Origin of the sequence: Winogradskyella sp. (genome assembly GCF_965228925.1) — a bacterium.
Taxonomy (GTDB): Bacteria; Bacteroidota; Bacteroidia; order Flavobacteriales; family Flavobacteriaceae; genus Winogradskyella.
This window is the reverse complement of record NZ_OZ245845.1, coordinates 4,836,282-4,856,428: the sequence shown is the minus strand read 5'-3', so window position 1 is coordinate 4,856,428 and position 20,147 is coordinate 4,836,282. Positions and strand designations below refer to the sequence as shown.

The 20,147-nt window shown below is 36.6% G+C and carries 27 protein-coding genes; 2 read left to right on the top strand and 25 right to left on the bottom strand.

The window, feature by feature from the left end:
* Nucleotides 1-186 precede the first annotated feature (186 nt).
* The 10 genes from ACO052_RS19965 to ACO052_RS19920 form a co-directional block, all read right to left on the bottom strand.
* Nucleotides 187-720 (bottom strand): hypothetical protein, encoded by a 534-nt coding sequence (locus ACO052_RS19965; RefSeq protein ID WP_422105569.1) that lies wholly within the window; start codon nt 718-720, stop codon nt 187-189.
* A gap of 61 nt (nt 721-781) precedes the next feature.
* Entirely contained in the window at nt 782-1,582 is an 801-nt protein-coding gene (locus ACO052_RS19960; RefSeq protein ID WP_422105568.1) for an SOS response-associated peptidase, read from the bottom strand.
* Between the two features lie 26 nt (nt 1,583-1,608).
* Nucleotides 1,609-1,875, bottom strand: coding sequence for a hypothetical protein (locus tag ACO052_RS19955; RefSeq protein ID WP_422105567.1), 267 nt, complete (start codon nt 1,873-1,875; stop codon nt 1,609-1,611).
* A gap of 52 nt (nt 1,876-1,927) precedes the next feature.
* Nucleotides 1,928-2,449, bottom strand: coding sequence for a hypothetical protein (locus ACO052_RS19950; protein WP_422105566.1), 522 nt, complete (start codon nt 2,447-2,449; stop codon nt 1,928-1,930).
* 2 nt (nt 2,450-2,451) lie between these two features.
* On the bottom strand, nt 2,452-2,910 hold the full coding sequence (locus tag ACO052_RS19945; protein ID WP_422105565.1) for a DUF5675 family protein: 459 nt from the start codon (nt 2,908-2,910) through the stop codon (nt 2,452-2,454).
* Nucleotides 2,911-2,912: 2 nt separating this feature from the next.
* Nucleotides 2,913-3,416 carry a phage holin family protein gene (locus ACO052_RS19940; protein ID WP_422105563.1) on the bottom strand — a complete coding sequence of 168 codons (504 nt, stop codon included), beginning with the start codon at nt 3,414-3,416 and terminating at the stop codon, nt 2,913-2,915.
* 39 nt (nt 3,417-3,455) lie between these two features.
* Nucleotides 3,456-4,841, bottom strand: a complete 1,386-nt coding sequence (locus ACO052_RS19935; protein WP_422105562.1) for a hypothetical protein — start codon at nt 4,839-4,841, stop codon at nt 3,456-3,458.
* Between the two features lie 18 nt (nt 4,842-4,859).
* The gene (locus ACO052_RS19930; protein WP_422105561.1) at nt 4,860-7,832 is read right to left on the bottom strand and encodes an SGNH/GDSL hydrolase family protein; all 2,973 of its coding nucleotides are present in this window, start codon (nt 7,830-7,832) and stop codon (nt 4,860-4,862) included.
* A complete protein-coding gene (locus ACO052_RS19925; protein ID WP_422105560.1) occupies nt 7,832-8,287 on the bottom strand; it encodes a hypothetical protein in 456 nt (151 codons plus the stop codon). Before ACO052_RS19925 ends, ACO052_RS19930 begins: the two co-directional genes overlap by 1 nt.
* 486 nt (nt 8,288-8,773) lie before the next feature.
* Entirely contained in the window at nt 8,774-9,007 is a 234-nt protein-coding gene (locus tag ACO052_RS19920; protein WP_422105559.1) for a hypothetical protein, read from the bottom strand.
* Nucleotides 9,008-9,107: 100 nt separating this feature from the next.
* On the opposite strand from ACO052_RS19920, the gene ACO052_RS19915 reads away from it, so the two are divergent.
* Nucleotides 9,108-9,305, top strand: coding sequence for a hypothetical protein (locus tag ACO052_RS19915; RefSeq protein WP_422105558.1), 198 nt, complete (start codon nt 9,108-9,110; stop codon nt 9,303-9,305).
* Nucleotides 9,306-9,311: 6 nt separating this feature from the next.
* Here the strand turns inward: ACO052_RS19915 and ACO052_RS19910 are convergent, their stop codons facing one another.
* The gene (locus ACO052_RS19910; RefSeq protein ID WP_422105557.1) at nt 9,312-10,163 is read right to left on the bottom strand and encodes a DNA adenine methylase; all 852 of its coding nucleotides are present in this window, start codon (nt 10,161-10,163) and stop codon (nt 9,312-9,314) included.
* Between the two features lie 45 nt (nt 10,164-10,208).
* Between ACO052_RS19910 and ACO052_RS19905 the strand changes: the two genes are divergently transcribed.
* Complete coding sequence (locus ACO052_RS19905) at nt 10,209-10,523, top strand: hypothetical protein (protein WP_422105556.1); 315 nt, start codon at nt 10,209-10,211, stop codon at nt 10,521-10,523.
* 950 nt (nt 10,524-11,473) lie between these two features.
* On the opposite strand, the gene ACO052_RS19900 is transcribed toward ACO052_RS19905, so the two are convergent.
* The 14 genes from ACO052_RS19900 to ACO052_RS19835 all read right to left on the bottom strand — a co-directional run bounded on the left by ACO052_RS19900 (nt 11,474) and on the right by ACO052_RS19835 (nt 20,118).
* Nucleotides 11,474-11,848, bottom strand: coding sequence for a hypothetical protein (locus tag ACO052_RS19900; protein WP_422105555.1), 375 nt, complete (start codon nt 11,846-11,848; stop codon nt 11,474-11,476).
* 189 nt (nt 11,849-12,037) lie between these two features.
* On the bottom strand, nt 12,038-12,832 hold the full coding sequence (locus ACO052_RS19895; protein WP_422105554.1) for a phosphoadenosine phosphosulfate reductase family protein: 795 nt from the start codon (nt 12,830-12,832) through the stop codon (nt 12,038-12,040).
* Between the two features lie 125 nt (nt 12,833-12,957).
* The gene (locus ACO052_RS19890; protein WP_422105553.1) at nt 12,958-13,104 is read right to left on the bottom strand and encodes a hypothetical protein; all 147 of its coding nucleotides are present in this window, start codon (nt 13,102-13,104) and stop codon (nt 12,958-12,960) included.
* Between the two features lie 32 nt (nt 13,105-13,136).
* The gene (locus tag ACO052_RS19885) at nt 13,137-13,526 is read right to left on the bottom strand and encodes a hypothetical protein (protein ID WP_422105552.1); all 390 of its coding nucleotides are present in this window, start codon (nt 13,524-13,526) and stop codon (nt 13,137-13,139) included.
* Nucleotides 13,527-13,531: 5 nt separating this feature from the next.
* Entirely contained in the window at nt 13,532-13,693 is a 162-nt protein-coding gene (locus ACO052_RS19880; RefSeq protein ID WP_422105551.1) for a hypothetical protein, read from the bottom strand.
* A 5-nt stretch (nt 13,694-13,698) separates the two neighbouring features.
* Entirely contained in the window at nt 13,699-13,875 is a 177-nt protein-coding gene (locus ACO052_RS19875; protein ID WP_422105550.1) for a hypothetical protein, read from the bottom strand.
* A gap of 13 nt (nt 13,876-13,888) precedes the next feature.
* Nucleotides 13,889-14,191, bottom strand: a complete 303-nt coding sequence (locus ACO052_RS19870) for a hypothetical protein (RefSeq protein WP_422105549.1) — start codon at nt 14,189-14,191, stop codon at nt 13,889-13,891.
* 3 nt (nt 14,192-14,194) lie between these two features.
* On the bottom strand, nt 14,195-17,638 hold the full coding sequence (gene dnaG / locus ACO052_RS19865; RefSeq protein ID WP_422105547.1) for a DNA primase: 3,444 nt from the start codon (nt 17,636-17,638) through the stop codon (nt 14,195-14,197).
* Nucleotides 17,638-18,159: a KilA-N domain-containing protein gene (locus ACO052_RS19860; protein WP_422105546.1), complete on the bottom strand. Its 522-nt coding sequence runs from the start codon at nt 18,157-18,159 to the stop codon at nt 17,638-17,640. The genes dnaG and ACO052_RS19860 overlap by 1 nt, the downstream gene beginning before the upstream one ends.
* A gap of 95 nt (nt 18,160-18,254) precedes the next feature.
* Nucleotides 18,255-18,392, bottom strand: coding sequence for a hypothetical protein (locus tag ACO052_RS19855; RefSeq protein ID WP_422105545.1), 138 nt, complete (start codon nt 18,390-18,392; stop codon nt 18,255-18,257).
* 90 nt (nt 18,393-18,482) lie between these two features.
* Nucleotides 18,483-18,842, bottom strand: coding sequence for a hypothetical protein (locus tag ACO052_RS19850; protein ID WP_422105544.1), 360 nt, complete (start codon nt 18,840-18,842; stop codon nt 18,483-18,485).
* 65 nt (nt 18,843-18,907) lie between these two features.
* A complete protein-coding gene (locus ACO052_RS19845) occupies nt 18,908-19,060 on the bottom strand; it encodes a hypothetical protein (RefSeq protein WP_422105543.1) in 153 nt (50 codons plus the stop codon).
* Nucleotides 19,048-19,656 carry a helix-turn-helix transcriptional regulator gene (locus tag ACO052_RS19840; RefSeq protein ID WP_422105542.1) on the bottom strand — a complete coding sequence of 203 codons (609 nt, stop codon included), beginning with the start codon at nt 19,654-19,656 and terminating at the stop codon, nt 19,048-19,050. Before ACO052_RS19840 ends, ACO052_RS19845 begins: the two co-directional genes overlap by 13 nt.
* A 204-nt stretch (nt 19,657-19,860) precedes the next feature.
* Entirely contained in the window at nt 19,861-20,118 is a 258-nt protein-coding gene (locus ACO052_RS19835; protein WP_422105541.1) for a hypothetical protein, read from the bottom strand.
* Nucleotides 20,119-20,147: the final 29 nt, after the last annotated feature.

Below are 20,147 nucleotides of genomic sequence, written 5' to 3'. Positions count from 1 at the left end.
TAAAGATTGTATTTAACATTGTAATGATACATCCCTATATAGCATTTAAAAAGGACACTAAATTTTGGATGGGAATTTTTGGTATTAGAAACCAAAAAAAAATTATAGACAAATCACTACAAAATGAGAGCGAATTTTAACAGTTTTTGGTGGTTTTTAAGGACAAAATTCCGCTATATTTTATAACTATTTAATAATCAGTGGTTTATTGGATTTTTTGGCGCGATATTGCATTTTTCTAAGACTTTCGAACGTCAGTTTGTTGATATGGATGCGATTTCTGAACATAAATTGAGCAATAGCATTATGGGTTATTCCCTTTTTGGTACCCTTGATTTTAAGGTTGGCATATACGGCTCCATCGACAAATGCGATAAGCTCTGTTTTTAAAACTTGCTTTAAGTGCTTAATCACAAATTGGAGTGCGCTCTTAGACAAATGGTACTTGTTATATCTGCCATCGGGCATACCCTTGTAGTCCTGGCAAATCGAAGATCTTATTTTAATATAAAAATTAGAGTTGGTCTTTTTCATGCTCTTAGAAACCTCTAACGATTGATAAAGGGTTTCGCCATAAAATGAATCTTTTGTAATAACAGATTTTGTACATTTAGAACCGTCCGGCAAGTCTTCTACTTCACAACCCAATTTTCTAGAAAAATAATACACCAAATGCTCGGGAATAGGAAATGGCACTAATTGGTATTTATCTGAAGACATCTGTATTTGGGTTTACCAAATATAGACAATAAACTACATATATAGAATAAAAACTATGTAATTATTCAAATAAGTGCTTATACTTATAGGTACTTAAGTCAAATCCTTTGATGTCCGAAGTATCTTTAAAGTAATCTACCTTATTAGTGATGTCTGGATAGTTAGTGTCTACAGTTCTCCTATTGAAGTCTCGACTAATAGGGTAGGCATCTAGCTCCGAGTTGTTATAATCATACCTCAAGATAGCATGCAGATCGTTTTCAGAGGTGTTTCTGTCGAGCCATAATTTGGTTTCAGATTCACCCAACATTAGTGGCTGTCTGTTCTTGGTATTATGTATCTCCTTAAATAATGGTGTAGCCTTCTTAGTAAAAATAGAGTAGGTGCATAGCCCACCTCTCAAAACCGAATAAATGCCGGCCAACGACATTGGCCCATCATCCTTTTTCTTAAAATGAAATGGAACCGAAACCTTATTCGGTAATTTATGTGACTCATAAAACCCATCTACCGGAATAATACATCTGCGATGCAATATAGCCTCATTATAGTTATAGAAATAATGCCCAAAGGCTTTTTCACTTTGCGCATTAAGACCTTCGCCCCATTGCCGCTGGCCTTTGTAATATTCGTTTACATTTTCGGGTTCTATAGTTTCGGGTACTATACCCCATTTAGCAACAATTAGATATTGAGGTGCTTCTTGCGGAATGATTAGCTGGTTAGCGTGCAAAAAACCATTGTTGTGGTACATCGGTATATCAAAGGCGGCTCTCGAATCTTCTTGTTTAGGGTATAGACCAACGCGGTAATAGATCTCTTTATCTTTTACACTTCTGGTGTGTTTGGTATTGTAGCACACTGTTAAAGGGGTTTGTGCAAATATAGCTATTTGCTCCTACTGAGCATCACCATTTCCTTGAAAACCTCTATGGGTTCGATATTACCGGTAAGCTGTGCCAATTTTTTTTGTTGTTTAAACCTGTCCAGGTCCAACCTTTTAAGAGTATTCGCTTTTTGAAGGGAATCAAGGACTTTGATAGAGTAAGAGATAGCCATTACCTGCATAAAACGCTCTTGCTGATCGACGCTAAGGTTTAATAGGCTATTCGCTTTAATCAATTGGGTAAAGGCTTGTAGGTAATCGTATTTCATAAGACAAAATTACCTATAAATGTAGTAAGTGATTGCTTGTGTTTGTAGCAGGTTAATTGTTGTTTACAAGTAGGTTTAGTAATTTGCTTTGACGCATAGCAAAGAACACGAATATTATCATAATAACTGCAATCCCCATAAATCCATACAATATAACAGAGCTATCAAAGTTTTCTTCCTTTTCGCTGTCCTTTTCTTTTTCCTGGACTTGTATTTGTGAATTATTACGCTCGTTAAGTTTTTCTTCGATGCGTGTCCAAATCTCATCAGCTGTGCAATCAACATCAACACTGCCATCGGGCTTATAGTAAATGGTCTTTGTTAAGGCACCATCCCGTAAGGTCTGTATAAGTTCTTTTATATCCCCATTTTCGTCGCGCTCTCTTTGTTCTATGGGTATAATACCGGAGAATATCTGGCCGCCATCGCGCTTTTCTTCTGTCACTTTTGTCGACTCTTTTACAATGTCGTTTTGAGTAATGGTATCTCGCTTTGCCTTAGCTGCTTTTTTTTGGATATCGCAACCGCAAAGGAAGACCAAGGCAATAGCTATACAATAGAAAATATGTTTCATGATTAATTGTGCGGGTTATCCAGTGTTTTGTATTCAATCCATACTTCTTCTCCTCTTAACAACGCATTCCTTACTTTGGGATACATTCGCTTATAGGCAATTGTGCTGCTTCCTATAAAGTTTTCGCCTCTGGCCTGTGTATCACCAACAACATAGCAGGCATCGGTATCCTCATCATCATTACCTATATGAACTAGCACAAATTTAAAGTTAGGTACCTTGGTTATTTCTAACATACCCTTATGCCATTGCGGGCCAAATCGTTTTAGATAACGGTTGTGAAATCCCCCTACCTTTCTGAATTTTACAGGATATCGCCCATCCGGAATACGAGTTTCTCCATAAACCTTAAAGTTTCTAAACTCATCTTCCAATCCGTAACATTCGAAATTTCCGTCAATGATCATAACCGAATTTGTATGATCCTTCGCGCTATTATATCTTGAAACCAAAATTTCCATAACTAACTATTTTTACTATTTTCATTTTTTATTGAATTAAACAAGGCTTCCAATACGTTTATAAAATATTTTCTTATCAATGAAATCAATGACGTCATTATATCGATGTTCTTAACTTCTTTTCCTGTCTTTATGGTCAAGACATTACTAAATATTGAAATACCATCACTAACAATTAAAATATCCATGACCACATTAACGAACCATTTAAAATCATAACTCAACCCTTTACCAATAAAAGCCAATGTCATTGGCACCAATAGCACACAAAGCTTTGATATAAAACCATAACCTAGTTTTTTCATTGAGAATTTATATCCTAGTTTAAGAGACTTAACCACACCTAAAACAGTATCTATGACCATTAGGTAAAATAGAATCTTTACGACATCAACGTCCATTTCTAGGTATATAAACAGGCTGTAAATAAATGCCTTGATCTCATTATAGTATTTCCCAATCGCTTGTAGAATATCTTGTAACCTTGTGTTTAAATAATACGTCATTTTAATCTCTTTACTCACCCTCATAAGTAAATAGCAAGTTTATATAGTCGGGTAAGGCTCGTCCAAATATTCTGTCCTTTCACCGTTCTTTATTTTGTTTATCCATTCGGCATCCCATCCATCCCTAACAATATTACAACCAGCGTTCTCAAGAGCGTAGTCAAAGGCTTCATCAGGTGACTTTAACAAAGGCTCAACGCCCAACCATTCGAAGGCCGTATTTGTAAAAAAATCACCTGGCAATTGGTCACCTCTTTTCACCCCTTGAGGTTTGTTGTCCTCAAACCATTTCCAAGACTTCCAGTTTTGAGCATTCATTTCTTCTATTGAATAGGTTAATCCAAATTCTTCTCTTACATCATTTATAGATACTATTTTATTATTAGCAGTAAAAATCAAAGGACTATGGTTTGGCTCCCATCCAAAATGATTGAGTATAGCGTCATGTATCGGTGTGCCGTAATCATAATAGTTGCCATATTGGTTCAGCTTAATATTTCCGTTGGCTCTTATCAGGCGCTTTTTCATGTTCCATACTACATTCCCGACAAAATCACCCCTTCCATTTGCGTAGAAATTGGCAAACCTGTGAGATACATTGTAAAACAGATTGTTTAAAAAGCTAATACGATCAGTATAGTCATAAAAGTTGTTGCCATTTGAGTTTTGAGAACCAACCAAAGAACCTGTTTTACTTTCGGCAAAAAAGCAATTTTGTATGGTTACGTCCTTAAAGTCCTTATTGGTGTCCGTTACGAAACTGGCGGCTTCGTCCTCTCCGAAACTAAATGAAAGATGGTCTAAAATAGAATTAGTCAAATAATAACCGCTAAAGGCATCCTTGTCTTTCGTTCCCCTTCTTTTTCTGAAATACCTGAAAATATTATTATTCCCTTTTAAGATCAAGGTTTCACCCGTTATGGTAATGCCTTTTCCGTTCGGGCCTCTCAAATCTATTGAGGTATTGTTAAGGGTCATATCCAAACGTTCGGGAAGAATTATATTACCCTCTACGGCTGTCGTTATCCTAAGACCGTTTTCTTGAGCTGCAAGTTCCAATGCTTCGCCAAAACTACCCTCTCCGCTATGATTTAAATTGGTAATAACATACTCCTCTTTTTCCTTGCCACCGGTTGCATAAGCTCCCGCACCCATAGCACCTTTAAAGGCAAGGTTATCTGGAATTGTGATAATTGGAACATCTTCAAGAGCGTCTTCACAACCTGAAGCATTGTTTAACTGATCCTTTAATAAAGCTATTTTGACGTCCTTTTCGCTTAGCTGTATTTCTAGGTTTTCGATTTCTTTCTCGAGATTTTTGATTTGCTCCTTAAGTCCTGAATCACCATTATTTTTCTTCTCGTTTTCGTGCCTCAACTTTAAAAGTTCAAACTCTTTTTTGTGTATTTCATCTAGTAAACTCATTTTGTAACTTTTCTTTTATTAATAACTTAAACCATCAACCAACCTATTTAATCCCAATGAAGACATAATACTTTCGTACATAACCTGATAGCCCGTATCGTTAGGATGGAGGCCATCGGCAAGTAAACTGTCTATAGTAACATCCTTATTTCTACAGTAATCAAGAAAGTATTGGTAGTTGTTTATGTAGTCCAAATTCATTTCCGTTAAAACCGAAGCAATGGTATTCGCAATGCTAGCCATTTTTATCGACAAGCTATCTCCAGAAACACTTAAGGGGTTTGAAATTGAAAATATAATACTCACTCCGTTTTCATCACAGTATTTTTTCAAAAGCCTTAAAGAAGTTTTTAGACCGACCAGAGTATTAAGCACCCTGTCATTTACACCGACCTGGCATATTACTATATCGTCATCATTTTCAATTATCGATCCCCTATTTGCATAAAGAATTGAGGTATTTATCCCGCTAATACCGAAATTTTTGCTACGAGCTATTTTTTGCACTTCAAAACCGGTCAGGTAAAATCGGTTTCCTGTCGAACTCGGATTTCTGGTATTTGTATTTCGCAACTCTATTTTATGAGTTCCTTCCGTCAATCCAGTAACGGAATGCTTAATATTAACCTGAATAGGATTTGAATAGGAATCAATTGATGAGTTAAAAACATCATCAATATATACATCTATTATTCCCGAAAACGTACTTGTAGAATATATAACATCAATCGATGTCCCATAAAAATCTAATTTTAAAATTGGGTTTGTGTTAAGATTTAGAAAGTTGTATGCCGCCGTTGTACCATACGTGGCATAAACGAAAGCCTCTAATATATTGATAGAAGAATTGTCCAAGCCTATCGCATGCTTGACCCCATTATATTTTTCATCGACATACTCGGTAAATGAATTGGCCCAACAAGTGGATGATCCATCATTGGCATTGACAGCTCCATATATATTTTCTCCATTAGTATTCCATCCCGTTCCACCCTGACCAGCAACTATTGAATCGCCGATCAGTTTAATGTTGGTCCTTACTAAGGGGTTGAGCAAGGGTTCTATTACTTTTTTAGGTGATCTAAAAGCTAAATTCTCTATTTCATCTAGTGTGTCCTGAGGTGATTTTAAATATGGTATGCTCGTATAATATTCTTCGATGATTGTTCTCTCTGTACCTTCTTCGGTCTGAGGATCTACAGCTTCTGCATTGGTAAAGCTTTGTCTAATGAAATAAGTATTTGCGGGTGTTGTAAAGGTATCGTTATTCGGAGAAGTTCCAGAAATATATTGTCTATTTTGGTTATAAAAAGCCATTTGCCCTGTACCAGAAGTAGCATATTGTGTAAGGGCTTTTGCTCTAATAAATGGTGTAGCCTTATAGGATGCCGATGTCACTTCGTTGCCTGTACTTAGAGAAATGAAAGTATTGTCTATTAGATCATCCTTGTTTATAATGTTTTTGCCCGTTAGGATATCTGCCTTGCCTAATAGGGAATTGAAAATTTTATTACCACTGATAGCGTTAGATTCTAAAGGTTGAATTGTTCCAATAGGTGTAAGGGTTACTGGGTATTCTATTAGTGAGTAACTCGCTCCTTGCTTAACTATGATTGATAATCCATTTGATAGATCTACCGTCAGATTACCTGCATTTACATAAGCTCCAGACTCTATTGCAAAATAATATCCATCTTCTGTTGGTGTTTCGGAAATTGCGAGCGGACCTTTTAAATCCGATGTAATTGTTTGGTTATTGTTGACTTTCTTGCTCCATATCGAACCATCATTTCTGATGATGTCACCGTCAACCAAAGGAATTGCACCTGCGCCAAAATTAAAACTACCAGAACCCACAACGATATACTCAACATCTTTTTGGTCCGTGTCGCTGTTGGATAGAGCCGGAGTATTGGTGGCTAAATCCCAATTTCCGCCATTTGAGACTATTTCTTTGTTGTTTTTTTGAACGGAAGGCGCAAAAAATTCTATTTCATTATCATGGTAAACTGAAAGCCGACCTCCATTGGTACCTATACTTCCATTACCAGCTGTATTAAAATCAACATAACCCTTAGAACCATCACCAACAGTCATTTTTTCTCCGACGGCTATACTGTTTGTTGTAACATTGTTTCCTGCACCATCCGTTACTTGTTGAAAGTTTTGAGACCCTCCCTGACCTGGTGATGAGTTATCTGGTAACTCGAATTGTAAGGTGTCGGCCTCAGCAACCTCAGTAGTTAAAATCCCGGAAACACCAATTTTTAGATTAGAATTGTTGTTTACAAGTTCATAAGATGTAATATCAGCCCTTAGGTTTGTATTATCATTAACGTTGAGAATATTTAAGCTAAAACTATTGGTTGTGCTCAGTTCTGAAGCTTTTTCCATGATCTTGCTAAACTGCGGATCAAATATGATATGAGTAACGTCGGCTCCAGAATAGAATAAAATAACAGTGCCTTGTGCTGCATTTGAGGGGTCTATACCAGTATCTGTTGTTAAGACCTTAATACGTTTTTGTTGCCAATCCTGGCTTTGAGGGTTTAACCTTTGGTAGCTATTGTTTTGATATACGTAAGCGAAATACGTATCCAGCGCAACGTAAATTTTTGTTGAATCACCCTGTGGGGGAAAATTGGTTAAGGAATTTTCAAAGATTATAAATTCTGATCCTCCGGTTAATTCCCAAACAGATTCAGTTGTATCCCATCTCGCAATTTGTGGTGTTATCCCTGCACCGGCGTCTATAAATGCCCAAGCGTTAAGCTCTCCTATAGGATGCGCCGCTTGTAAAGCGGCTAGGCTTGTATGAGAATTATAAAATGGATTAGCTGAAGAAATTAGATTGTTTTCTACCTCTTCAATTTTATCCATAGCAGCGTTTGTCTTATCCTTTAATTCGTTTGCATCAGCATCAAAAAAAACAGCCTCGGATTGGTTAGAAGAACCTGCTGTCTTATCGCTATATGTTATTCGTTCTAACATTAGCTGAGATAAAAATTAAAATCATAGTTAAATCCGTCTATATTAATACCGTCATCAGTTTGAGCGCCTCGGTATTTGTAGGGAATGGGAGAGGATCCACTAAAAACGATTTGGTGACCATTAGTACTATATGAGGTAGTGCACGGAAGAGGTAATTCTACCGAAGACAACTCATATACTTCATTATCTTCAGTCTTTATCATAATCTGATACTCACCAGCAACTAGATCGTTGAACTTTTCAAAATCTGACTCTGATAGACCTGGATAAGACAGACTGAGACGTTTTCTGTGCAGCACACCAGATTCTGTGGTGCTGCTTGAATTTGTGAGTGTAATTTTTGAAGGGGTATGATAAACTGTGGTAAGATTAGAAATGTCTACGTTATTATTAACCGACTTAATCTGAACCAAGCAGATATTGGTAATAAGATTTCCGTTTTTATTGAACACCATATTACAATGATAATTCTGTCGTTTAGGTCTAAAAAGGACAATTTTGAGATAAACTTTTCAGAAATTTTATTTTTTGAGGCGATATTCTACCTATGTGGAATTTCGAGGAAAAGAGTTCCACAATTCCAACAAATTGGTTAAAATATTGATAATCAATATTATACATTAAAAACAAATGTAGGAATTTGTGGAACCACCCTTAAAAATGTAGGAATCGAAAAAACTAGTTCCACAAATTCCTACAAAAATTCACTTTAAAATACTAGTGTTTTATCTTTATAAATAGATGATATATAGTATATTAAGTGTTAATCTCTATTATTTGTTGGAATTGTGGAACCGTGGAATCGAAAATCTCAACCATTTTTTCGCTAAAAGTTTTTTATAAATTAGGGTTGCGGGATTTTTGGGTATTAAAAAACCCTTGAAATTTTCAAGGGTTGGATTGGTGTTTATGAATCGTAGTATAGGAAGACTACACTAATTTTATATTAAACTAAAATCATAATTTCCTTTCCCATTACACATTACAAGTATCGTTTTACCTGTTTTAATTAATTCTTCAGGAGCTTTTAGTCTATTGTTTTCAATATTTCGTTTTGCTGTGTAAATGACATTTTTAACCTGAAATGCACCCACTTGTAGGTAATATCTAACCCCTTCATGTGTTATTATTTTATAATTAGTTGTTCTTCTTGCGTTCTGATTTCTAACTGCCATTTTTCTAGTATTTATTAATTTTATGTTGTAAATATACTTATGATTATTTACATATACAAATATTATTGTAAATATTCTTATTTTTATTTACATTTGTTTTATGAACAATAATATTACTTCGCTTTATAGCGCCGTTATAGACAATAGGGTTGTATGTATTGATACCAACCTTAAAGACTTTCATAATGCCTTTGAAAAGATTTGTACAGATTGTAGAAATTACCAATGGTTTTATAGGCAATTTCAAGCTGCTGATTATTTTGAGTGGAATGGCTATCATTTTCAAAAGCTGGTTTAACTACAGTTATTTAAACATTGATAATTGCTTTTGCTTTTGAGCTGCTGCATCATTCAACCATAAACATTCTACTCGATCAACGGCTCCATCCGCATGTGTTGATTTTGAAATACACAGCCAATCTTTATATAAATCGCTGTAAAGGTCAGAAGGATATCCACTCAAAATCACCATTCCCTGTGTTTCATTAATGACATTAAATAAGTCGATATGATCTTGATTTGACATCTCATGGGCATAAGCAGCATTTCCCCTTTTCATATTTCTTGTTGAATGCACATAAGGTGGGTCTATATAATGCAAAGTATCTTCAGTATCATGGGCTTTGATAACATCGATAGCTGGTCTGTTTTCCACTACAACGCCTCTTAACCTTTTCACAAAGCTATCAATCATTGTAGGGTAGTTATTCCAGTCATGCGCCGGCGTAGTACCGCTTCTGTTAGAATTAGCTCTAAAACCCGTTGCATACTTAGCATTAGTAGCAGCCGAACCAAAACCAGCAAATGACCTAAATATTGTTCTCCTGGCCTTTTCTACTGGATCAGTGATTAATTCAAGGTCAATATCACCTGTTTGCTCAAATTCCAACCTTGAAAAAGGAGTGAGTTCTAATTGAGATTTTAGGCTTTCAGAAAGATCCGGATCTCTTAAAACTTTGAAAACATTTACAACAACATCCCACATGTCATTATAAACTTCTGCATAAGACCTAGATTTTCTCAATAAAACACTTGCACCGCCACCAAAAGGCTCGACATAGACTTTGTGCTCAGGAAAATGTGATATAATCCATGGAGCTAATTTCCATTTTCCGCCATGATATCTTAAAACCGGTCTTTTAACTTCTGTTTTCAAATGCTACTGATTTTAATTATCGTATATTCCAACTTATTTTTCAATATGGAATTTTTAAAAAATTTAAAGCTAAATAAGTGGTATGTTATCGTTCTATACCTAGGTGTTGGTGCGTTAATTGCTTCTCTTTCATTTGAGATTGAATTTATCGAGAAAAAGTACTTATTTGGTTTAGGTATAGCCCTAATAATGATAGGCTTAGGTTTTATCGGTTCTGAAAAGACGCATAATGAGATTGCCTTTGGAGGAATTTTAAGTTGGCCAATCCATAAGCACAACTTTTTTACGGTGACTTCAATACTTATTGGTATTATATTATTAGGTCTATTTGGATTTAAAATCATAGCTGATTTATTATAATTACAGTATTCGTATCAATAAATTTTCAATCATTTTCGCGAGAAACATTATCAATCCAAAATCGATAAATGAAAATCTCTTTTTGTCGTACCATCTTCTTTTACACTTCTTTGCCATTGTCTTTGAATTTTACAGGTTTAGTGACTCTACTAATTCGTCAAAATATATGTTTACTGAATCTTTAAAATGATTGTGTTCTGGCTTATATAAAAATTCAGGGTACAACTCAATTTTGAGTTCTTTCAGTTTACTTCTGACATAATCCCTGAAGGATTGTAATTGTGGTATATGTTCGATATAAACTTCAATCCATAGATCAGTATTCTTAAGCACAGTCTCATATCTACTAGGATTGTTTTTATAAAACTCCACTGCTTCATTGAAGTAATCAATCTTAGCATTTAAATTGTTTAAGAATCTCCTTTGACACTTCGGGATTAAGTGGTAGTCTTTTACTATTTCCATCATCTTTGAATTTTACAATTAAATTTCACTACCACATTCACAGATGAAGTAGCCTGTTTCGCTATATTGGGCTGTATGTTCATCTATTGATACATAGAGACAACTGCCGTTACATTTTTCTAAGTTCATTTCAATTACTATTAAATTATACTTGTCGGGAGGTGGGAGTCGAACCCACGACACCAGCTTATTGCGTCCGCTATTCAGCTTCTCTGGTGGTCCTCCGTACACAAAGTGTCTCGGCATCCTCATTTTCAGACCAGGTAGAGTTCCTATTTTCAATCTCTGGCCAAAGTCATGTCTGTTATTAACCCGGTGTCGACTTCCGGTGGTGCCAACTTTCGTTTCAACTTACTTATTCTAGCTTTTTCGATTGAGTTAAAAGTTGGTCTTGAACTCAGGATTTAATTGCTGAGTTTATATCTCGATGCAGTCAAAGACTACAGTTAGTTTGTAAGCCCCTCCATGGTGAGGGGCTATTAAATTTAAAGACAAATGATAGTGTCGTCTTGCAAGTTATCTCCTACTTGCACAAGAACATGAGCGCGATAAATACCCATTTCAGTACATGATATCGACACGGGGGCCATATTCTGATCTGTAGCCGCATTATAATAACTCACTGAACAACTACATCCGCCATTGTGGAAATATACATTGCCATTACCTGCTTTAGGAGAGTTGAATAAAATAAGCTCGTACATTTGAAATTTTTCGTTCCAAATCTTGATGCCGTCATACTTTTTAGATATGTCTGCATCGAACTGCACAGTTTCTTCGTTGGATTCTACATCATCTTTTTGGCATGATGTAAATACGATAAGCGTAATTAGTAATAACCCAAGAATCTTGGTTCTCATGTGTTAGTTGCCTATTTCTAGGGCTTTATTAAAATGTTGCCTACTCTTTAGATTTTCGGCTTCCTCTATTTTAACAAGCCCTAACGAAGAATCATTATCTTTGAAGTTCCACGTTTAAAGACTAGCTTCGCTAGGACTTTATTCTTTAAGCTCTCGTTTCCGCGGGAGCTTTTTTATTTACAGTATTTATCACATCACCCAATTGGCAATGCGCTTAGGTTTATAATTATTTTCAATTGCTTGCTTCACCTCAGATATCGAAAATTCATTTCTGAAAGTGTGTCCTATTTTCTTTTCTACCTCAACGTATCTATCTAATAGTTCTGGATTTTCTTTGCCAGCAACTACAAGTGCATCAAATGGACTAAATATGCAGAATATACATGATAACCTGGGCATTCCTTTTGCGTATGCATCATGATAGGGTAGGCTATGATTATTGATGCAGCTCCAAACCCTATCTGTAGTCCAGTGTAGAATAGGATTGCACTCATATACTTCTCTGGTATTGGTTGTTAATCGTTTGATTAACGATAACCGTTTCTTTTTGGCGCGTTGAGGACTTTCTTCTTTTCTAAACCCAAAAACACTAAGCACTCTTTTAGCGTCGATTTTATTTGACAGCCTTCTAATAACTTTGTCCCCTGGTGCTCGTTTAAAATCACTGGTGCAGTATCTTTGATTACGGCTAGGCCACATCCCCCTTCTTTCGACATATTCAAGAAGATCCTCTGCATAGCCATTTTTATCAATACGTTTTTCAATCTCTACGAACAGCCCGAACATTGCCGCCTGTTTTTTGACCAGTTCCTTAGTGCCTTTCCATTCCATATCACCTAAATCTTGATGAGATACTTTGATTCTGCTCAACGGAAACTTTTGATGTTTGGCCATAGAGACGATCATGTAAAGAGCGCATACGCTATCCTTGCCTCCAGATGAGTTGACAACTACTAAATCATATTTATTTAAATCAATTTTCAAAACCTACAATTAAATTTCACTACCACATTCACAGATGAAGTAGCCTGTTTCGCTATATTGGGCTGTATGTTCATCTATTGATACATAGAGACAACTGCCGTTACATTTTTCTAAGTTCATTTCAATTACAATTTTTCGGTACGATAATCCAATGCGTACCATGTTCCTAATAAGGCGCAGCATATAAACCGCTCCCAACTCCAATCTGGATATATACCAGATATTAAAAAAACCATTAGCAAAAACATTGCTATTCTTTTAGCGAGTTTCATTATTCTATTTAGTTTAAATTTTAGTTACAATTTTAGTATACTGGTGGTTTTTCATTGACCTTAGACCAATGCGTATAATCGTTATGATTAAAGCCTACCGTTAACAAGCAAGCCATTTCGATTTCGTAATTATCATTATTAATCCAAACAACCGTTTCCGAATCACCAGGCATTTCTTCTTTCTTACTAATCCAACCATTGTTGTTTTCAATTCCATTGATAGAAATTGGTCTTTTGTAGTAAGTATATTTTGGGTGATATGCATTGAGAATTTCCATATCAATACCATCTAATTCTTTAGTTGAACTTGGATCATCAAATACATCTTTCAAGTTCAACCAGCCATCAGCATGTACATAATCCTTGACAAAATCCCAATGATGGGCATAAGCTTCTTTTATCTTCAATTCTTTATCAGTCATCTTATTTACACATTAAATTTACTTTCAATTCTATCTGTCTCTTCTTCTATTTTTTTAGATAAATAACCCTCGTTTCCTGTAAAGATGTATATGACCGCGTCAATCGGTATTGCTATCAAAAACAAAATTGCCAATACCACTATCCAAAATCTTACTATTGTCTTCATGGCCTTCATTTTTGTTTCCGTTTATTTTTATGGATCTTAACCCCTTTACCCTGCATATATGGCACTTTGTGATTTGCCAATATTCTGTCTAATTCTGGTTTACCCAATTTGGAAAAAGCACATTTCAAATCTTTTTTTGATTGTGCTAATCGTTGCTCTAATTCTTTGTTTTCAGTGTTCATAATAACTAGGTGTTTAATTTTTTATACTTTGAATTTTGCTTTTTTCGGACAGGCCTTTCAAATCCACTTGCTTTAATCTATAATCGATATAATCATTGCTGTTTGTTATTGGGACATAGATTCTTTTCTTTTTAAATAGTTCCTTTAGAGCTTCGTAAGAATGAAAGATGTCGGTAACATGCACACCTGAGAAGGTTTCTAGATCATCATTTAACACATAGTATGGCTGATCAAATTTTATGACGCCTTGCGCCAGCAAAAGGTCATTCCCTTTAGCTAGTCTTATCTGTGCCGATATGTAAAGTACATCATCCATTTTTTAGAAATCTATATCATTTTCATCTTTAGGGACATTACCGGTTTGACCTAACGGTATCTCTGGCATCGAATCTTTTATTAGCGTGATGAGCCCTTGATCTTTCATGGCTTCATAATCGAAGGCATAGCAGCTTTGTGGACCGGCTTCCCCAAAGCGTTCACTTTTTACCAAACCAATAAAGTAAGATCGGCTCTTAAAGTATTGACGTATCGTAGTCTGCCCTATTACCTCTACGCCCTCCCGTTTAGTAACCTCTTTATTGTAGTGCTGGTAAACACTCTTAAGACGTAGAAACAATATGTTTTTGCCTAGATTATTATTGTGCTTCTCCCATGTTTTATTACCGGTAAGTATCTTAAATTCTGGTTTTTTGGAAATTTTAAAATCACGTTCGTCCGAAACAATACCGTGTTCGAACAAAAACTGAATGATACTCCAGAATTCCGTTAGGCCATTGCTATCTGCAATCTGTTCTGAGTTGTCTACGATAAGCTTACTCAGCAGTTCTTCTACTTCTTCGCTACTAAAGGGAAAATTGATTTTATCCTTTAGGATATTGTAAGTGGTAAACAACATCGCTACGTTTCCGAAAATTCGCTCCTGGTATTCACTATCCTTTAGGTTGCTTTTTAGCGTCCTTACGGACTCAGCATGTACCGCAGGTAAGTTATTCTCGAAATACGCACGATGCTGCACCACATCAACCACTAAACTGCTGAGGCCTTCATTGGTCCAGTCTAGGATTTTGTTAAACTCGGTTTTCTGGTCTACGCTATAGTTTTTATTCTGAAATAATAGACTAACGGTCCTGGTGGCCAAGGCGTTCTCCATACGGGTAGGCATAAACTGGCCACAATAATATATGGCAGAGTTTATTTTATCGTATTGGGTACGTTTGTCGGCGGTGTTCATGCCTTTTTCACGGCCTATCCCGTTCCATCCGCCCATCATACCAGAAAAAATCTTGTCGTCGCACTGTTTATCCTGGTATTCGTCTAAAAATTGAACGGTGTTAACATTGCGGCTTAATCTTCTACTAAATCCCACATGCGTTGCTTGGGTAAGATCTAACGCCGGTAATCGGTAGTAAAAGAAGTTTTGAAGTATTTTGCCAAAAGCCGACTTGCCTGAATCTTTTTCTCCGAAACCTCCCAACAAAGGAAAGTAATCGTAATTGCTTAGAAACAAATCTCTAAAACATGCTGCAAAATTGAAAAGTACACCAACGATCCCCTTATCGTTAAAAACCGAATGCATTTGTTGAATCCAATCGTTAATTTTTACGTTGGCCTCTTTGTAGACAAAATACCGGTCGTTTTCGTACTTGTCATCTCCATCTTGATTGTCGTTGTGCATTACCGAAAAGGCGGGTGAATACCAATAATCTATCAAATCCTTGTATTCGTTTCTCTCGGTGTCGATTCCCTCTAAATGAATAATACCGTATTTGTTGACCTTACGAAACTTACCTTGCCAATAAACACCATCTGCAAAGGCAAAGAAGCCTTTTCGGTTCCAGCCCATGGTAAGGAGCTCTAATGCTGGTTGAAATTCTTCTTCATAACGATATACAAACTTGTCGAAATGCTCTGTGCGTACACCTTCGTGGGTTAGGAACATAAAACCACCAATACGAAATAAATAGCGCCTGAACTCCGAAAAATTCGCTAGCATATCACTGTCAAAGTCGATGAGTTTCTTTTTGCTCTTATGGTTGGTGATTTCGCAAAGGCGTTTGTTTTCTTTATCTCCCTGTATATGAAATAATGGTTGCAACTTAAAGTTGGTGCCTTGAAAAAATCCACCATTGGTCCGTTGAAAATGGTAACTATTACCAACGGTTACAAATCCATGTTGTAAATACTCCTCTTTGTCGGCGCCCTTAGGCAACCGAAGATTGGCAGTATTCTCTATACCAATTTTGTTTTGACGTTGCTCTGTGGCTTTTTTTTCTAGATTACCGATTTCGGTTTTTAGCGTACCTGTGGTAACATTAAATAGTTTTGATATCTGTTTTATGTATTCGCCTCGCTTTACCTCGTGCTTAACTGAGAATAAGGTTTTACAGATATCATCTACGGCTAATGCTTTTTTGTTGCTGTCTATCTCGGGGATGTCCTTAATGTCTTGTTTGGCTTGTTTCCTTATAGTCGCAATCAACTCTCTATAATTGGCGTTATGGGACTTAGCTTCTTTTAAGGCTTCTCCAGACAATTCTTTGAGGTGGTCATCAGTATGCATTTTGGCTTTGGCATCCTCAATGTTGCGTTCGGCTTCATCGTTAATGTCGTCTACATCGCGTTGGAACTTGTCTCGCTTTATATCGTATTGCTCTACCTTCCATAAAAGGGCATCTCTCTTATTGGCGTTAATCCAATATATCATGGCCTCGCCCTGTTGGCGTGCAAAAGAATCGGGATCTTCGCCTTCTGGTAAGACGCACAGGGATACTTGCAATCCATTGGCCAGGCATATATCTATATCCCTAATGGTTGCTTTATGGCCGGCCTCGTCACCATCTCTTAGCAATATAATTTCTTGACCATACTTTTTTATGAGTTGGGCATGGTTATCGGTCAATGCGGTACCACAACTGGCAATTGTATTTTCGCAACCGTGCTGAACCATACCAATGACATCGGTATAACCTTCGGTTAAAATAGCGGTGCCTGTTTTGCTTATGGCTCTTTTAGCTTGCCATAATCCATAGAGCACATTAGATTTTTTGTAGATTGGGGACTCCTTACTGTTAATGTATTTTGCATAGTTAGTATCTGCCTCGTTATTGGAGCGACGGCCACCAAAACCTACTACGGCGCCTTTATGGTTATGAATAGGGAAGATGAGCCGGTTTTTAAATACATCGTAGCCACTATTTTCTTTAGATCCGCATAAGCCCAATTCTTTGGCGATGGCCAAAGTACCATTTTCTGCGGCCCATTTATAAAGTTGGTTGGCATTGGGTGCATAGCCCAACATATAGCTTACTATGGCATCATCGGTAAACTTTCGTTCTTCTAGAATATCATTGATCCAATGCTCTTTCGGTAGTTGTTTTCTGCTAGCCACAAATTTGTTGCTAACCTTATCTAAGAGGCCAAACATTTCTGCCCTGGCATCTCTTTGGCGCTGTACCTCTGGCGTAACGGTTTCTTTTTCTAAAAAGATGCTGTGCACTTTTGCTATGGCCTCTATAGCCTCGATAAATTCGAGGCTTTGTTGCTCCATTACAAACTTTATGGCATCGCCACCTATACCGGAAGAAAAGCATTTAAACATCTGTTTCTCTGGAGATACACTGAATGATGCTGATCTTTCATTGGTAAATGGAGATTTACAGAAATAATTGGCTCCCTTCTTTTTAAGGTCGCTAACGTAATGGCCAATGGTCTTTACGATATCGGCTTCGCGTACTCGGTCTATACTTGCATCGGTGTATGCCATTAGTTAAAATCGATTTTGTATTGCTCTTTAATGGCTTTTAGTTTTGTGCTTTTACAGGCTTTTACCGTATTTTCTGCCTCAAAGTATTGAATAGCTATCTCTGCTGTTGGGTTGGTAAGTAACTTTTGCTTTAAGGCTTTCATTTCTTTTTCGGCCTCGATCTGTTTTTTATGGGCATCCCAGTGGGTTTTATAGTTGCCCATTGTTATATCTCGAATGGTTTTATAAATCCAAACTCGAAACTTAATATCTAGCCATGCAGCAAAATCTAATGCTAATAATTCATGAAAATAGTAACCGAGATGACCTCTATTCTCTAAAATTTTCACATCTGAATTCGCCGACTTCTCGGTTAATTCAAGTTCTTTAATTAACTCTTTTGTCTTTTCGTTGGCTAGGTAGTGGGAAGTTCTTTTATTAAATGCTTTTGCCATTTCTGTGGCATTAATCATAACATCGCCATCGTTTTGTAAAGCAAAATGAATCTGTGTCTCTTGATAGATAAATTCTAATATTTTCATAAGTTTTGGTTTTAAAAACACCTGGGCCAGTGAAGGCTTTAACACTAGCCCAAAGTGCTGCTATTAATCGCAGCGTTACGACATCGCTGCAAGGGTTAACTATTGTTCTCTTCTGTTACCAATTCTTCTGCTCCAGCTCTAAAAATTTCCTCAATTTCAAAAAACTTGAGGCCGTCTTGTCTTAATGCCCTTGTGATGGCTTTGAACTTGGCATGTGCTTCTGATCGTTTCATACTACATACATGTTGCTACTATTGTTAAAATTCCTATTGCTCCCAATGCTATTAATGCAAAAGCATAAGTTGACGGCTTTTCTTGGTAACTCATAGTTTATCGGTATTTACTACTACTATTTGTTTGGTACCAACTTTTATATTGAGATTGGGTTCTTGATATAAAAGCCATGTGGCAACTATTTTTGATTGATCTATTTTAGCTAGGGCGCTGACCAACTTTAAAGGGGGCAGGGGCTTTTCATCTACGTAAGCCAAGGCAACCATATAAGCGTCTAGCATATGGTTGAGGCTCGGTAAAGGATTGTATGGAAATTTGGAGCCGCTCTTCATGGCCTTATAGTAGTCGGAGACCGTATATAGAATATCGAAATAGCCTGCTTTACTCAATGGCTTTTTTACAGTGATGCTTTGGCGTGTAGCTACCGACCGTGATGTTGAAATAGACATGTTTACAATATTTTCTGTTATACTTTTCTTCTAGCTTGTGGCAATAAGCCGTAAAACTATCTGGTCTAGACTCCGAGGATGATGCCTCCCGTATGTGAGACAACTCTTGGATTAATGACCGTAAGGTTTCTGAGGGCTTCATCGCGCTCTAGGTTTAACTTTTTTAATATGTTTTGATGCTTTTTTATCTCTGCATCGATTACATCTAGTTTTCGCATAGGATGTGGTTTTTAATACCCTTTACTACAATGCTTACCTTGCTATCGCATCCGAATTTTTTAAAGAGGTTTTTCTTATGAAAATCGAAAGTGGATTGCGATATGCCTAAATGATCTGCAATAAGTTTATCGGGCATGTTGTCCATACACATATCTAATATCTTTAGGTCGCGTTGCGATAAATGGACGCCCTCTATGTCTATGTACTTAAAATCGAACTGCAGGGATAGGCAGTCTTTAGTTTCCCTAAAGTTTTCGCAGGGTTGCAATACTCCGTCTATAACGTCTGCATTATGATCTAGATCACCATACATATAATAGGTGTAGATTTCTGTTAACCTATTTATATCGTTGGCGATTTCGCTGTAGTGATTGGTAAGCACTTTGACGGCCGTATCATCGGTTAAGAAGAGTTCTTCTAATGCTTGGTAGATGTTTTTTGGTAAGGTTTCCCAACGGTGGGGATTACCGTACTGAAACCATAATACGGTCTTTGTATTGGCCTGCCCAACAAATTCTATATTTGGGTCTGAGGGTGAAATGCCTGCAGGTAACAATTGTTTTTCGGTAGGTTTGTTTGTAACTTTGCTTCGCATAAGATTGATAGTTTAATGTTTTAATCTTGTGTTGGTCCAGAGTCTCCAGCTCTGGATTTTTTTATTTATAATGTTTAAAGAATTCAACGAAGGCCCAAACCAGAAAGCCAATTGCCGGTATGATCAATAGGTCTGAATAAGACAAAAAGACGGACCAAACGTTAAAACCTTCTTGTTTAGATTTTTTTCTATGTTTTTTGATTTTCATTCTGACAGGATTCTTTTACGTTTAGCGGCTGTTTTTTTTAAAGCCTGTTTTCTGTGGCGGTATACTTCAAAAAGAGCCTCTTCAATTTCGGCATGCTCACAGTGCCCGTTGAGCACAGAACTTATCATACCCCTAGAGTAGGCATTGCCCTGTTTATTGGTAATACCTTTAATCTTTAAAGTCTGCAAGACTTCTGCCGTATAGTCTAGTTTTAATAGTTCTTTTAGCTTTTTAGATTCTTCACTGGTTATCATAGAAATCTATTATTGAATTGTTATAGCAT